The following is a 14,251-nucleotide window of genomic DNA, read 5'->3' on the forward strand; positions in this document are numbered from 1 at the left end:
GTATTAACCTGTTCAACTGGGATGACACGCTGGGCTTGGAACTCTATGAACGACTCCGTATGTCTGCCTTCAGATTCTCACACGCCCTGAGCAGACGCGGCAGACTCCTTGATGTGGGGTCGGGCAATGGAATCGGTACCGCATCGATATGGGGTCACTACTACAGAAGGAATGCATTTGGTCCCGACTCGCCAATGAGAATCTACGGTCTTGAACCCGATGATGGTCTGCGAACGATAGCGAGTGAAGAGTTTGCCGTGATTGCATCAAGGGTGATGAAGACTGAACGGAGCGCACTGGAGAGTGCGAAGGAGTACTATCCTCAGTTCATTGCAGGGTATGCCGAGAACATACCCTTCGAGGATGGCTTCTTCGACATGGTGTACACTTCACAGGTCCTGCACTGGTGCGATGGAGAGCGAGCCACCAAAGAAATGATGCGTGTGTTGAAGCCGGGCGGTATCCTCTTTGGTACTGAGTCATTCTATCCCACAATGGACGAGTATCTGGAACTGTACTCCCTCCTGAATCAAGGGGCCGGAGGCGCCATAAGAAAGGAGGACTTTGTAAAGTGGGCTCGTGAGGCAGGGGCTACCAAGGTGGGATTCGCAACTCCCGCCGTTGCCTTCAAGGTCACAAAGGGACCGGTCACCTGAGAGGTCATAAGAGCGAGCAGTGGCCCGTATAATGTTACAATACGAAACTACAGAGTCAGCGCATAAAGGATGGATGAAGAGTGACAAAGATTGGTGCATGGATCGAGATGCTCAAGCTCGGTGCTAGTGTACGCGGACTCAAGAAGGAAGTACGGTTCTTCTACAGAAACAGTCTCATCAACAGTCTTCTGAAGGAGGGCTGGTTCGACTTCCTCTCTCAGCCAAGGACCGCACAGGACGTATGTGACCACTTTGGTTACACGGACATGCAGTTTCTCACGAGGGTTCTTGATGTCTTCACTAATGATGGAGTGCTTATCAGGGAGGATGACAGATACCGAAGCGCGTTCCCAGTCGAGCCGCAGCCTGTCAAGCTGCCAAGGTTTTTCGGTGCCGCCATGAAGCAGATTACGCTCGATGGTGCCGCGTCGTTTCCCGACAGGCTGAAGGGACGCTACGGGACCTTCTCTGACGGGATGAATCTGTTCAACTGGGACGACACGCTTGGCCTGGAGTTGTATGAACGACTCCGGATGTCTGCATTCAGGTTCTCACACGCCCTGAACAGGCGTGGCAGGTTCCTCGACGTGGGGTGTGGTAACGGGACTGGCACAGCGGCAATCTGGGGTTACTACAACAGGCGGAAAGCGTTCGGCCCGGGGTCCAAGATGGAGATCTACGGGCTGGAACCGGACGAGGGCTTACGGTCAATCGCGGCCGAAGAGTTCCCGGTATATGCCTCACGGCTGGTAAAGCTTGACCGTTCCGTCATAGAGGGCCTGAAGGAGTACCACCCACGTTTTGTTGCAGGGTACGCGGAGAACATACCCTTCGATGACGAGTACTTTGACATGGTATACACTTCACAGGTCCTGCACTGGTGCAACGGTGAACAGGCCACGAAGGAGATGATGCGGGTGCTGAAGCCGGGCGGTCTCTTCTTTGGAACCGAGTCGTTCCATCCGTCAATGGACCCATATGTCGAGCTGTTCACTCTGGTCAACGAGGGTGCCGGCGGTGTGATACGCAAGGAAGACTTTGAGAGGTGGGTGAGGGAAGCCGGAGCTGTGTCAGTGGGCTTTGCCACCCCGACCGTTGCCTTCAAGGTCATCAAGAAGTCGGCGAGCTAGAGTCTGTATTGTGGGACCGTAGGAATCGCTGTTCACACTGGTCCGGTCCTTGAGGTATGCGAACAGCACGCCACTCTGGGATTGATAGATCTCGGCAAGGCGGTCCGGTTGCTTTCAGTACATGTCACTAGGACCGCCTCCTGAGGCCACCTTACGTCCCGAGCCGACCTCCTGAGTCTCCGGACGATGGAGTAAGGACATGTCGATACATGCGAACGCGACTGCTCTGCAGTCTCGTTGCGGGACGTATGGGGCCTGCCGTGAGAGGCCAATGCGACGATACAGCTTCTCATGTCACTCAGGCTCCCCCTGTGGAGACTGGCGTACTGAAGTCATCATGACCGCAGACCATGTAGCGAGGGCGGCCGGTGTGATGTCATTTTCTCTCCTGTTCGGAGGGTCTCCTGACATTCGTGCTCAGCTGTTCTTTCACATGGTGACGAGCAGATGCAACTAGCGAAGTCCTTTTCTGTCTGCATCCGAGTACATACGTGTTACAAGGGGTGAAACCTACGACTCAGTCAGAGTCGCATGACCTAGACAAGGTGTTCAAGGCACTTGGTCATGTGACACGCAGAAGAATCCTACAGCTTCTCGCCCAGACTCCACGGTATGCCTACGAGCTATCTAAGCTCTTGAACCTCAACCGAAGGGTCGTCCTCAAGCACTTGGAGTCTCTTCAGGAGGCCGGGCTTATAGACACTCAGGTGGGCGGAAGTGACGTCGGACCTGAGAGGACATACTACCGCTTGAGTGTGAGTTTCGGACTGTCAACGACGATTCTTCCGAACGCCTTTGTCGTGGGACTCACCAGCGCAAGTGCGAAGGCTCCTGTTCTGTATATTCCGTCCCCGCTGCCTGAGGAACACCGCTCAGAGCTGCGCGAAGTGCGAGTGCTCCTCACAGACCTGCATCAGATCGGCTTGAGGATTCAGGACCTGGAGGACGAGCGAATGCGGCTGGCTGCCGTCCGCGGGCAACTCATGCAGAGACTGGAAGGACTAATGGCTGAGTGTTCGCTGGATTCGGAGTCCTGCCGGCGGATACGCGAGATAGTTGACCCTGAGAAGCGTAGTGCCGTGCCAGAAGATGGTTCGCGGGCAAGGTCATCCGATGACATCCGGGATGTGCTGTCGATCTTTCAAGAGGGATCTGCGTCCAGAAGCGAAAAGGCCACGAAGTCCAGACAAGAGTCTCGCTACTGATACGTTATGCACTACCAGCTGACCATGATTCCCCATTCTGTCCTGTCATTGTCGGGCATACTCGGGACGTACTCGACGCTGGACATCTTCAGGTCGAGCCCCGATGACTTCTTGACCTCGAGATAGTACTTTCCCTTGGACGTGGTGAGTGTGATGATTCCTTGTGCAAGGGAGAAGATCTGGTTGATTGTGACCTTGTCAGCTGCGTCCTCGTGGATCAGATAGAACTCGAGTGAGCCTGCCTTGACGCTCTCCTCAACGCTCTCCTTGAAGAACTGAACGACGTCCTTTGGTGAGAAGTCGATGAGGAGGGGGGTCAGTCCCTCAAAGGAGACTACTCTGGGAGCATACGTGGACCTCATCTCCCTCAGCATGATGTTGATCTCGTGGAGGTGTCTGGAGCACGAGTGGACTCCTAACAGCTCCTGTCCGTAGGAGACCTCAAGTATCTGAAAACGCTCCCCCTGATTCTGAGCCATCGCCCTCATGATGCTTCTGTTCCGGGCCTCTGTCACAACCTGAAGCGTCTTCATCCCCAGTTCTATGGAGCGCCTTACGATTGTATGCATGAAAAGGTCGAAGTGACTGTCCTGCGACACCATCACGACGAAGACATAGCCTGGTGGAGGTCGAGTGAGAAGCGTGTCAATCAGCTGGTACCTAGCATGAGGCGACTCAGCAGGAACAGTCGACAAGGGCCATATCCGCTCGCATCTCAAGTCATGCCCAGATGTCTGCGAATGGTTGCCACAAGAGCAGCACCACCGAAGGGCTTGACAATATACTCGTCCGCACCAACCTCTTCTCCCATGGCTATGTCCTTGGTCATTCCCTTCGCAGTAAACATCAGGATGGGTGTTTTCCTGAAGGCATCCTCGTTCTTGAGCTGTCTACAGACCTCAAACCCATCCATCTTGGGTAGCATAACATCCAGAAGGATGAGGTCGGGCTTCTGTGACCTGGCCATCATCAGACCCTGCTCGCCGTCGTGCGCGCAGATGACTTCGAACCCATGTCTCTCAAGAAAGGTCTTGGCCAGCTCTGTTGTGACTTCCTCGTCGTCAACAACGAGGATACGCTTCTTCTTCGCAATGGAGCTCATGTGTGAATCTCCTTCAATGACTTGACTCTGTGCACGAACGAACCTTCTTCTGAGCCTCCTCTTGTCCTGATGCTTGTGAAAGCACTCCTCTTGTGATTATTGGGTACAAAACGGTAAGTAAGGCTTTCGGGTGCTTTACCTGTGGTGCGAAAGCACTGATGAGTTGGAGATTTGCTGCGAGGACCAGTGCTCGATGGGCACGAACCCAGTGTTATCGTCAGATGACTGCCTGATTCCTGTATCAGGTTTGGCCCTTCTGGCGCCGAACGGCTCCTTTCATCGTATAGGGAGTGCGTGTGATCATGATGGGGGAGTTGGTCAAAATGGGAATGGGCTGCATGACGAGATGGACCGTTGACTCAGTACCGCCGCGAGACGCCCAGCGAACACTACGCATAACTCCGGAGTATCTAGTATTCGGAACGAGGTTTGGACCTCAGGATTAGTTGTTCGAAGACCACGGGTTTGTTGAGGCGGTTCAGAGGAAGTTGCCCCTTCTCTTTCATCTTGCAGAGCAAGAGTGTTCAAGGGCCGGAAGAATAGGCATGGAGGTCGGGTTTCGCCACGTACTCGTCCACTCTTGCCCTCGCCTTCTCCACATATTCTGGGTTCACATCGATGCAGATGAAGTGTCTTCCGGTTCTCATTGCTGACACTGCTGTTGTGCCCACTCCGCAGAACGGATCTAAGACGACTTCACCCTCAAAGGTGTACAACTGAATGCATCTGTAGGGCAGCTCTACTGGGAACGGGGCTGGGTGTCCGACCCTCTTGGCCGACTCTGGTGGGAACTCCCAGACGCTCTTGGTGAACTCTAGGAACTCCTCCCTAGTTATGGTGCTCTTCGTCCCCTTGGAGCTTCTACTGAACTTCCCTTTCGAGAACACGAGGATGTACTCGTGTGTGTCCCTCAGAACTGGATTAGACGCGGATCTCCAACTTCCCCATGCTGTCGAGACTCCCGCACCGGCTCCCTTGTTCCAGATGATCTCGCCCCTCATCAGGAATCCGACCTCTAGCATGGCATCCATCACGAACTTGTGATATGGAATATAGGGCTTCCTACCAACATTGGCTATGTTTACGCATGCCCTGCCTCCACTGAGCAGAACTCTGTGAGTCTCAGAGAAGACATCCCTCAGCATCCCAATGTAATCGTCCAGATTCAAGTCCTCGTCGTACTCTTTGCCCACGTTGTAGGGTGGTGAAGTCACCATGAGATGGACACTGGAATCAGGGATGTTGCTCATTCTCCTGGAATCCTGGCATATTATCTTGTCAAGTACTTCAGAGGGAACAGAACTTGTAGCTTCATCTTCTCGCTCATCTGTTTCCAGTCCTTGGTACATCTTGCTGCTGTAGAAAGGTGTGGAATCATGTCCTTCTCTCTTTGAAACGCCAAACTTGCTTGTTCTGGTGCCTCTTTGCTTCAAGTCGGATTTCTCCATAGCTCGTCAGGGCAGAGTTGCCTTCGACTCTTTTCGTCTTGTGGTTATGACGTTTCTCCTGAATCAGTATCTCTCTTCAGGGAAATCAACCTACGCCTCAGGCAGGCCATCGAAGACATTCATCTCCTGAGCGGCTCTTCTTGTCAACCTTCCTCTTCACTTGTCCTTTTCGGCCTTCGTACAAAGAAGAGGTCTCTCCAGTGTGCACGCCATGAACAGGCCCTCTGCGGTCCCTTCGTTGCCCTGCCCGCTGTTTCGTTCACCGTTCACTCCTGGTTGCACAGGGTTGAACACAAGAGTCCTGTCGTTCCCAGGTAACGGCACTGGGGAGGGTCACTCCTTGAGGCCGCTCAGGTGTCGGATGGATGACCTCAGGCTATTGCCTTCGAACCGTGGTATGTATATGAGCCCCGCTGGTCTGGAGACCTGCCCACGGATGCCCAGAGGCGTCCAACATCTCGGCAGCTGTTGCACACTCTCTCCACACCAGGGCCCGGACTAGTCTGTCCATCACGCATTGTGAGCCCGTGGCAAGACCAACAAGACCATCTGTGCAGTCCTTGACGTTCCCTGTGGCACTTATTGTTCCATGTGTCTCTGATACACCGCTTCGGTCGTATCTTTCTTCCGAGGCTCTACACTATTGGTGTAAGCTCGTAGTCAAGGAACCCAGCTGATAGCAGTGGGCGCAGGGCAAGGAAGTTGCTTCTCGGGTTGATGCCAGCCACACTGATCACACCGCACAGTTCTTCGACTCTCAGATGCACACTGTGGGACAGAGACTGAGCCTTGACTGACTGATGGTGGCTCAGTATGGTCAGCGTCACTCTTCCCGTGCCGTAGAGCGCTGCAGTGAGCTCTGCGACCATGCCCTTGACCACAGAGGGCCCGTACTTGTTCTCCAGGGTGTCAAGAGCGAAGAGGTCTGTGGCCGGACAACCATACTCTCTCTCAAGACGTCCGGTCTCGTATCTGATCTCTTGAATTGCCTTCGCCGGGTCGTCATCGATTGGCTTCACATTGCCGCCCCGGCCCAGAGCGTGACGGCCGAAGTAGACCAGTCTGTCGGTCGCACTTGACAAGTCCATGAAGTGCTCCAGTCCATGCGTCAGTCTCTCGGGTGACCAGCCTTCGGGAAGCAGAATGACTGCAGGCCGACCCAGCTGCAGGTTGTTGGACAGAAAGGGTATGTAAATCGTTTCAAGATATGGAGCCGCAAGGTCTTCCACTTCGATCAGGTTCAATGTGCCCTTGATGAAGCCCCCGCCTGTCAGTCTGTCAAGACTCCGATTGCCAGTCGATATCCGGCTGGCCGAGGGATCGGGTATGGGCTCTCGCTCGACAGTGATTGGAGGATAGGTGTGTTGATGCCAGGGTATGTAGGTGAACCTGCCTCCGTCAAGAGTGAAGAGGTACGAGTCCTGTGGCACTGGGAACCACCTCATCTTCTCAATCACCAGCTGACGAAAGACGCGCTCGTCCCTCCTGTGTTTCTCAAGCCTGATGATACTGTCCGCCGAGTAGTGAAGGGCACGGGAATCGACCAGCTGCTGTCCGTCCTCTGATACAATGACCAGCTTCTTCTTCTGTTCTCTCGCAGCGACAAGGAGTTCCTTTTCGAATCTGCGTCTCTGCGGCTCGTGCAGGGTCTCCACGAGTTCAGACCACGAGTCGATGATGATGACCCTTGCATCACGGACCTGTCTCTTGTCGGTGACGAAGACTGACAACACGTCTCCCATATCCGTCGACTGAACCCGCTCTCCCGTGTCCGTATGGGTGGTCTTTATGGCGACATGACGTGACTCCCAGTCTGGAGAATCGACGAAGCGCTCTCCGGATGCCGAACAGCACTCTTGGCTTGTCAGTATCATGAATGAGTCCTGAGTGAACATGAACACCTCTCGAGCAAGCATAGACTTGCCTGTGCCGGGCTCACCACTCAACACAATGACATATCCATCCGGGGTGTTGAGTGCATCCACTAGTATTGGAGGTATCGCCCCTTTGGGAGTCATCGTTGTCCCCATTGGTCCTTCTCTGCATATATAGCTAAGTGGGGTCGGCCTCTCCTCTGAGTTTGCTCAGAAAGCGTCTGAAATATGGGCAGAGTGAACCCGTCCACAGTAGGTTCCCAAAGCATTCTTTTCCGGCAGATGTCCGGTCTGCGCGGCATTCGAAGTTCTTGTCCGAGTCATAGAGTATGCACGTCGAACTCTCCAGTGAGGGGTCTTCAAAGACCTGTCTTCGGACCCCGCGCATCAGTTCTAGGGCATTCTCATCCGCCCATTCTCCGTTGCTGTCCATAATCGCTCTTACAGCGGACTGCGATGTCCTGTCTGGAGGAAGATCCATCTCCCACTCAGCGATTAGAGTTGTCACAAGCCCATGAAAGACGTACAGTGGGTAGGAGATCTCCTGCGCTGTTCGAGTCGCTTGTGTGGCAAGGTCCACCGACCTCTCGAACTCCCGCCGCATATAGGCCAGGTCGGCCAGCTGTGAGAGGGCTAGACACTGCTCCTCCTTCATTCCCGAACGTTCTGTGATGGTGTGGGCGTCTTCGTAGTACCGCTTTGCGCTGTCTAGATCCCCTCTTCTCACGGCTATGTCCCCAAGGTTCAGCATGGCAACAGCCATTCCTCTCATGTACTCTGCCTCGTGACTGATCTCAAGCGCTCTCTTGTTGTAGACCTCCATCTGCTCCAGTTGCCCTAGCCGCCGATCAATCTCACCAACGTTGATGAGCGTCCGGGCCACGCCAATCTGGTTACTCAGCTGCTGTTGGATGAGCAGTGTCTCCTCGAACTGGTCTCTGGCGTCTTGGAACTGCCCGTTGCGGAGTAGCATCAGTCCCCGTATGTTCCTGGCATTGGCAACGCCTTGAAGATACCCCATCATCTCAAACTTCTTCAGGGCTGAACCTATCAGGACCTCTGCCTCTTCGTACTCGTGTGAGTCCATCAACACATAGGCTCTGCAGTACTGAATGTTTGCAAGGGCCAGACTGTTGTCGAAGTGTCTAGCGGCCTCCTCCGCTGCATCAAGACGAATCAGGGCCTCCTCTATGCTCTTGGTGGTCCCGGCGATATGTGCAAGCGTGATTCTCGCGTCGAGTAGCACCGCCTGTACTCTGTTTCGCAAATCGACGTTATGGACTGTGGCTTCCGTGGCGCGCGTTATGCTGTCGTTTGCAACCTCTCGAGCCTGGTCCGTGTAACCAAGGTCTATCAGGACAGATGCCAGTTGTCCCGAAGTCTCCGCGAACCCTATGTAGTCTTTGGACTGCCACAACGAGTTCACATGGTTCCTTAGCCTGCTCAACCATCTTGGGTCGAGGCTCTGTCTGCAATAGGCCGCTGAGGCAAAGGCCTTGGCCACCTGGCTAGTTGATCCTTTCGCGAGCGCCTGATTGTAGCCATACATGCCTCGCAGATAGCTGGCCTTTGCACACATCACGACAAACCCGGTGGACCGCTTCTGCCACTCTCCAGAGCCGACGTACTCAAGCAGGATGTCTGTGAAGTCACGAAACCTGTCCTTCTGACCCTTCGCGGTCTGCCTAGTTCTCCTATCGAGGTCTTCCAGCTCATACCTGTCCAGCTGTCCTTCGTACATGCTGAACTCTGGGATTATTGGTCCCGTCATGGGTATAGGTACACCACTCCTGTACGCTTCTTAGCAGGCGTATTGGGCTGGATAGCTCCACGCGGTATCACGGAAAGAAGGTTCTAGTAGAAACATCCGCATGTGTTTTCGGTCCTGCTCCTGAAGGGTTTCCTGTACAAGGCTTTCGGGTACTGCCCTATAAGGATTCATCATGGATACGCCGAATACTGGAAGAGTTAAATGAACCTGCGGCAGGAGTGAATTGCGAAGGGTTGCTGACGTTGAAGGAACGCGTGAGTAGTGGCGTGGCTGGACTGGACCAGCTATTGGGCGGAGGATTCCTACGAGGTCGCACACTCCTAGTCACCGGAGGTCCGGGGACTGGAAAGTCGATACTGGGATGGCACTTTCTCCTCAAGGGTGCATCGTCAGACGAGAGCGGCCTGCTTGTCTCTTTAGACCAGACTGAGGAGATGATCATTGCTGACATGGCAGACCTAGGACTTGAACCCCAGTCCGCACTCAGCTCAAAGAGGCTGTCCATAATGGCTGGTACACTGAGCCTGTCACCGCAAGGAGGGTCCTACGAATACAATGTCAGTTTTGAGGGCGGGCTCATCCGGGACAAGCCCTTCACTGTCACAAACCTCGCGCAGCTCATTCGCCACAGGGTGACTGAGACGGGTGCAACCCGCCTTGTAGTGGACGGTCTTGGTCCGCTCCTTGAGCTGGCAGCAGGTAGTCTGGAGACACGACAGGCGGTCTACGGCTTCGTCAAGGAGATATCAAATTCGCACATCACAACACTTCTGACCCAGGAACTGAAGAGTCACCCCAATAGCCCGAGCGATGAGATGCCGCAGTTCTTGGCTGATGGAGTGATAAAGCTGGACATGGGCTACTCTGCAGGCGACTATGTCCGAACGATTCAGGTGATGAAGATGCGCGGCAGTACACACACCATGCGGCCCGTGCTCTTCAAGATTGGAAACGATGGAATGGTTGTGTTTCCCGAGTCAAGGGTCTCGTGATCAGCGGCGCTCGCGCAGGACTGGAGCCACCTTCCTCATGGTGTCAACGAGGTCATAAGTGGAGAAGGGTTTTTGGAGGTAGGCCCGTGCGCCCGCCGCAAGCGCTGTCTCTCCATATCCCTGCCGCGGGTCGGAAACCGCCACTATTGCGATTGTCGGGTCCAAGTCCAGTATGTCTTCTATTAGTCTTAATGTCCTTGGCTCGTCCAGCTCAAGGTCCAGTATGAGTATGTCGGGCTTCTCCCTGTCACACAGCATGAGGAGCGATGACGGGTCTTCAGCCTCTGCTACCGTCACGAAGCCTTCTTCCTCTATGGCCATACGAAGTAGAGTTCTGAGAAAAGGTACGATGCCGGCGATTATGACCTTCATGAGGGAGTATTCCTCTGCCAGTACGACGCGCAGTGTCTTGTGTCCTTTAGCTGGCAATCGCATTCTCAACAAGGTCCAACATATGTCTGATGGTCACGGGCTTGAGACCAAAGCTCTTGGCTCCGCTCTTCATCGCCTGCTCGCGTACGTTGGCGTCCGCACTGATGAACACGATTCTTGCGTTCGGGTCAATGCTGAGAATCTCTTTCATCGCCTGTAGCCCATCCTTGTTTGGCATTCTGTGGTCTAGGATTATCACTTCGGGCTTGGGTGACATCTCGATAAACTTCTGTATGGCCTCCTCACCGTCAAAGGCGTCGCCCACAACTGTATGTCCCTTGATAGCGAAAACATCCTTGTACAAACGGTGAAGGATGGCTTCGTCATCGATGATGAATATCGTCACCATTCTTGGTTCCTCTCCAGCTGCGGGCATCATATTGTCATCCCGTGGTGGTGTGTCGCTCCTGTGCTCTTTACCTTTTAGTTTTGTCTGGCTGCAGTCGATGTCCAGCCCGCAATATAAGTAAATCTTCGATATCTGCCCGCAGTAGCACCTCATGCGAGCAGGTGAATGTGCTGGCGGCGTGTCCCAATCCTGCGCCCCTCTAAGGCCGACTCTGGCCCTGGAGAGGTCCTACTGCAAGGGAGTATCAGTCCCCCCTCGTCGCGTGACATAAACCGTGCTACCTGATCACTTGTCTCGGCTAGCGCACGTCCCCACGCCTCTCTGCCCTCTCCACAGCTCTCACATCCCCTCAAATGCATCACTCACTATCTGTCGATAAATCGTCAGGTCCCAGGTCGCTGGTGTGCCTTATATCTGACATCCACTTGCTAAAATATACATCTAATATTGGCGTCATAAGCGTCAATATACTCATCATGTGGAGGCAACACGTCTGGTCATATTGCATCCTGCTCCATTGAGTATGCTGAAAGTGCCCTGATGTTGGACTCGCCGTCCGCAGCGGAGTAGTGATGATCCTCGCCGTGCATTCACAATACGTACTCAGAAATCAAATACGCGTAGGGGGTCCGTGTGGTCACATATCATCTTGGCATACTCAGATACTGTGTACTTGCCTATTGTGGCGTGGTTAATCCCCCTCATCTGACAACAATTCGTGGTCATAGATATCATGATACGCTACTTGAGTATGCAAGGCGTCTTCAAGGATTATGGATCAGGCATGCTGATAATCCACCCCATGTTACATCTACCTTAGGGTATAACCTATCGACAGTAATTACGACAAACACACATCGGATGAGCAGGCGCAAGCGGGATAGAGATGTACCAGATGACGCCAATTGGTATCAAATCAGTTACAATAAATTATGGCCGGAAGGGTCAAATGAGTGTCTGAATTGAGAGTACGCGAGTGGACACGTTCGAAAAACCGAAAGGTCCGGTGTGATGGCATCCGGTTCGTGCGAATTGGGTATCTGAGAAGGATACCTCAACACCAGGGGAGTGCTTGGGCTGGACCAGATGGTCATTGAGGGGATGTGTTGTTCAATTGGCTGTTCATGCTGGGCACATGGTTGTACTGAGCACCGTGTTGTATTGTGTTCAGCAGACGGACGAGTAGACGATGTGGCGGAGCGCACGGCAGATGTGGACAGTGACTCACTGTGGCAGACTACACTCTTTACGAGTCAGCAGGTCTACAATTGTGACAGCTGCAAGTGACGCCACCACAGGTACTGCCCTGGGGACAATACACGGATCATGTCGTCCACTGACAGAAATGGTCACATCCCTCCTTTCTCTCAGATTCACACTTCTCTGCGTCATTCCGATGCTGGGGGTTGGTTTTATTGCGACTCGGAATACGATTGGTGCACCGGTGGAAATACCGCCCAATATGCCTCCGGCATCATTCTTAGTCCAGACCACTCTGTCATCCTGGAATGTCATCGCGTCATTGTTCTGAGACCCACGTTTCAGTGAAGACGCGAAGCCTGCTCCAAACTCGATGCCCTTGACTGCAGGTATACTGAAGACTGCATGACTGAGACAGCTCTCAAGCGAGTTGAAGATAGGTTCACCCACTCCGACAGGAACATTCAGTATGCGACACTCAACGACTCCACCTATCGAGTCATGTTCTCTCATGGCCTCAAGGATACTGCGCTCCATCTCTTGACCGAGCCTGGCGTCCGCACATCGTACTGCGTTTGAATAGACTTGGCTTCTAATCTCTTCGTCTGAGACCTCTCTCTGAAGACGCACACGCCCAATCTGAACAGCATGGGAGAGGACCTCAACACCTCTGAGGGCTAGAATACTCTTTGCAATTGCACCTGCCATAACGAAGGCAGCTGTGATTCTTCCTGAGAGGAACCCACCGCCGCGGTGATCATTGTAGCCACGATACTTCACGCGTGCAGCATAGTCTGCGTGACCTGGTCGAGGGACGTCCCTGAACATCTCATAATGGGACGAGTCGCAGTCAAGATTCCGTACCATCATCATTATGGGACCGCCTGTTGAATGGCCATTGAAGACACCACTATGGATCTCAACAACATCAGGCTCCGAACGTGATGTAAAAAGCGGGCTATCACCGGGTCTTCTGCGGTCCAACTCGGACTGAATGAGGTCCACGCTGACAGGAAGTCCTGGGGGGCAGCCCTCTACAGTGACTCCAATGCAGTGTCCATGACTCTCTCCAAATACATGTATCCTGAAGAGGCTACCAAGCGTGAACGTCATACTGTTGTTGGCCCCCTTGGTCGTTCCTCGACAGCCGCACCTATCGTCTTCAGAGTGGCGAAGAAGCCAGGATAGCTCTTCGCAACACACTCTGCATCGACTATGGTTGTCTTCCCCGACGCAACCAACGCTGCTACAGTACATGCCATGGCAATGCGATGGTCCTTGTGAGGGTCAATCACAGCACCTCGGAGCGGAGTGGGGCCCCGGACCGTCATTGTGTCATGGTCTGAGTGAATAGACGCTCCCATCTTTGAGAGCTCATTCGAGATGGCCGCAACCCTGTCACTCTCTTTCATTCTGAGTCGCCTCACACCTCTGAGTGTGGTCTGTCCCTCTGCCTGAGAGGCGAGCACCACAAGGATTGGTACGAGGTCCGGAGTGTCGGAGACATCGACGTCAACTGGCCTCAGTTCATTCGCCTCTGCAGTCACGGTTGTGGAGGCTGTAGTGACACGGGCACCCATCTCTCTGAGTATGTCGACGAACAATGCATCACCCTGCAATGAGTCGTGTGACACACCGGATACTGTCACCCTTCCACACAGGGTCCCAGCGGCCAGAATGAACGCCGCTGACGAGTAGTCGCCCTCAACATCGTAGTTGCAGCATCGATAGGTCTGACCACCCGATACAAAGAACTCTCTCCAGTCCTCGCTCACGTCCGCATGTACTCCGAAACGTTGCATCATCGCAAGTGTCATTCTCACATATGGTCGAGACTCTAGCCGCGTAGTGAGTTCAATGCTGGAGTCAATATCCCCGCGGGAGCAAGCAAGAAGTAGAGCAGATACAAACTGTGAACTCACATCTCCCTCGAGTCGTGCTGTGCCCCCTGTGAAACCACGCCCGTCTACCATCACAGGGGGACAACCGTTGTCTTGAAGCGAGATGACCTCTGCACCCAGCTGTTGCAAAGCCGCCATCAATTGTCCCACGGGTCGTCTTCTCAGAGTAGAGTCGCCTGTCAACAGAGTGA

13 protein-coding genes and 1 pseudogene are annotated in these 14,251 nt (G+C 53.8%); 5 read left to right on the forward strand and 9 right to left on the reverse strand.

The window, feature by feature from the left end; genetic code table 11:
• The 3 genes from HXY34_12480 to HXY34_12490 all read left to right on the forward strand — a co-directional run.
• Positions 1-656: class I SAM-dependent methyltransferase (locus HXY34_12480; GenBank protein ID NWF96950.1), on the forward strand; the 656-nt coding region annotated here is incomplete at its 5' end.
• An 80-nt stretch (positions 657-736) separates the two neighbouring features.
• Positions 737-1,786: a methyltransferase domain-containing protein gene (locus tag HXY34_12485; GenBank protein NWF96951.1), complete on the forward strand. Its 1,050-nt coding sequence runs from the start codon at positions 737-739 to the stop codon at positions 1,784-1,786.
• Between the two features lie 503 nt (positions 1,787-2,289).
• Positions 2,290-2,991, forward strand: a complete 702-nt coding sequence (locus tag HXY34_12490) for a helix-turn-helix domain-containing protein (GenBank protein NWF96952.1) — start codon at positions 2,290-2,292, stop codon at positions 2,989-2,991.
• Between the two features lie 11 nt (positions 2,992-3,002).
• Here HXY34_12490 and HXY34_12495 read toward each other — a convergent pair whose 3' ends face one another.
• Both HXY34_12495 and HXY34_12500 read right to left on the reverse strand, forming a co-directional pair.
• Complete coding sequence (locus HXY34_12495) at positions 3,003-3,686, reverse strand: hypothetical protein (protein ID NWF96953.1); 684 nt, start codon at positions 3,684-3,686, stop codon at positions 3,003-3,005.
• 20 nt (positions 3,687-3,706) lie between these two features.
• Entirely contained in the window at positions 3,707-4,093 is a 387-nt protein-coding gene (locus HXY34_12500) for a response regulator (protein NWF96954.1), read from the reverse strand.
• A 446-nt stretch (positions 4,094-4,539) separates the two neighbouring features.
• Here HXY34_12500 and HXY34_12505 point away from each other — a divergent pair.
• Positions 4,540-4,650: pseudogene (locus tag HXY34_12505) on the forward strand (ThaI family type II restriction endonuclease).
• Here the strand turns inward: HXY34_12505 and HXY34_12510 are convergent.
• The 3 genes from HXY34_12510 to HXY34_12520 all read right to left on the reverse strand — a co-directional run bounded on the left by HXY34_12510 (position 4,618) and on the right by HXY34_12520 (position 9,186).
• Positions 4,618-5,541, reverse strand: a complete 924-nt coding sequence (locus HXY34_12510; GenBank protein ID NWF96955.1) for a site-specific DNA-methyltransferase — start codon at positions 5,539-5,541, stop codon at positions 4,618-4,620. The pseudogene HXY34_12505 and the gene HXY34_12510 overlap by 33 nt on opposite strands.
• Before the next feature lie 635 nt (positions 5,542-6,176).
• The gene (locus tag HXY34_12515) at positions 6,177-7,571 is read right to left on the reverse strand and encodes an AAA family ATPase (protein NWF96956.1); all 1,395 of its coding nucleotides are present in this window, start codon (positions 7,569-7,571) and stop codon (positions 6,177-6,179) included.
• Between the two features lie 22 nt (positions 7,572-7,593).
• Positions 7,594-9,186, reverse strand: coding sequence for a tetratricopeptide repeat protein (locus HXY34_12520; GenBank protein ID NWF96957.1), 1,593 nt, complete (start codon positions 9,184-9,186; stop codon positions 7,594-7,596).
• Positions 9,187-9,419: 233 nt separating this feature from the next.
• Between HXY34_12520 and HXY34_12525 the strand changes: the two genes are divergently transcribed.
• Entirely contained in the window at positions 9,420-10,178 is a 759-nt protein-coding gene (locus HXY34_12525; protein NWF96958.1) for a hypothetical protein, read from the forward strand.
• Here HXY34_12525 and HXY34_12530 read toward each other — a convergent pair whose 3' ends face one another.
• The 4 genes from HXY34_12530 to aroA all read right to left on the reverse strand — a co-directional run.
• Positions 10,179-10,607 (reverse strand): response regulator, encoded by a 429-nt coding sequence (locus HXY34_12530; protein ID NWF96959.1) that lies wholly within the window; start codon positions 10,605-10,607, stop codon positions 10,179-10,181. It abuts the gene before it with no gap.
• Positions 10,597-10,959, reverse strand: coding sequence for a response regulator (locus HXY34_12535; GenBank protein ID NWF96960.1), 363 nt, complete (start codon positions 10,957-10,959; stop codon positions 10,597-10,599). The genes HXY34_12530 and HXY34_12535 overlap by 11 nt, the downstream gene beginning before the upstream one ends.
• A 1,224-nt stretch (positions 10,960-12,183) precedes the next feature.
• On the reverse strand, positions 12,184-13,272 hold the full coding sequence (gene aroC, locus HXY34_12540) for a chorismate synthase (GenBank protein ID NWF96961.1): 1,089 nt from the start codon (positions 13,270-13,272) through the stop codon (positions 12,184-12,186).
• Positions 13,269-14,251, reverse strand: a 983-nt coding sequence (gene aroA, locus HXY34_12545; protein NWF96962.1) for a 3-phosphoshikimate 1-carboxyvinyltransferase, incomplete at its 5' end; no start/stop codon positions are given. The genes aroA and aroC, both read right to left, overlap by 4 nt.

The organism is Candidatus Thorarchaeota archaeon (genome assembly GCA_013388835.1).
Lineage (GTDB): Archaea > Asgardarchaeota > Thorarchaeia > Thorarchaeales > Thorarchaeaceae > JACAEL01.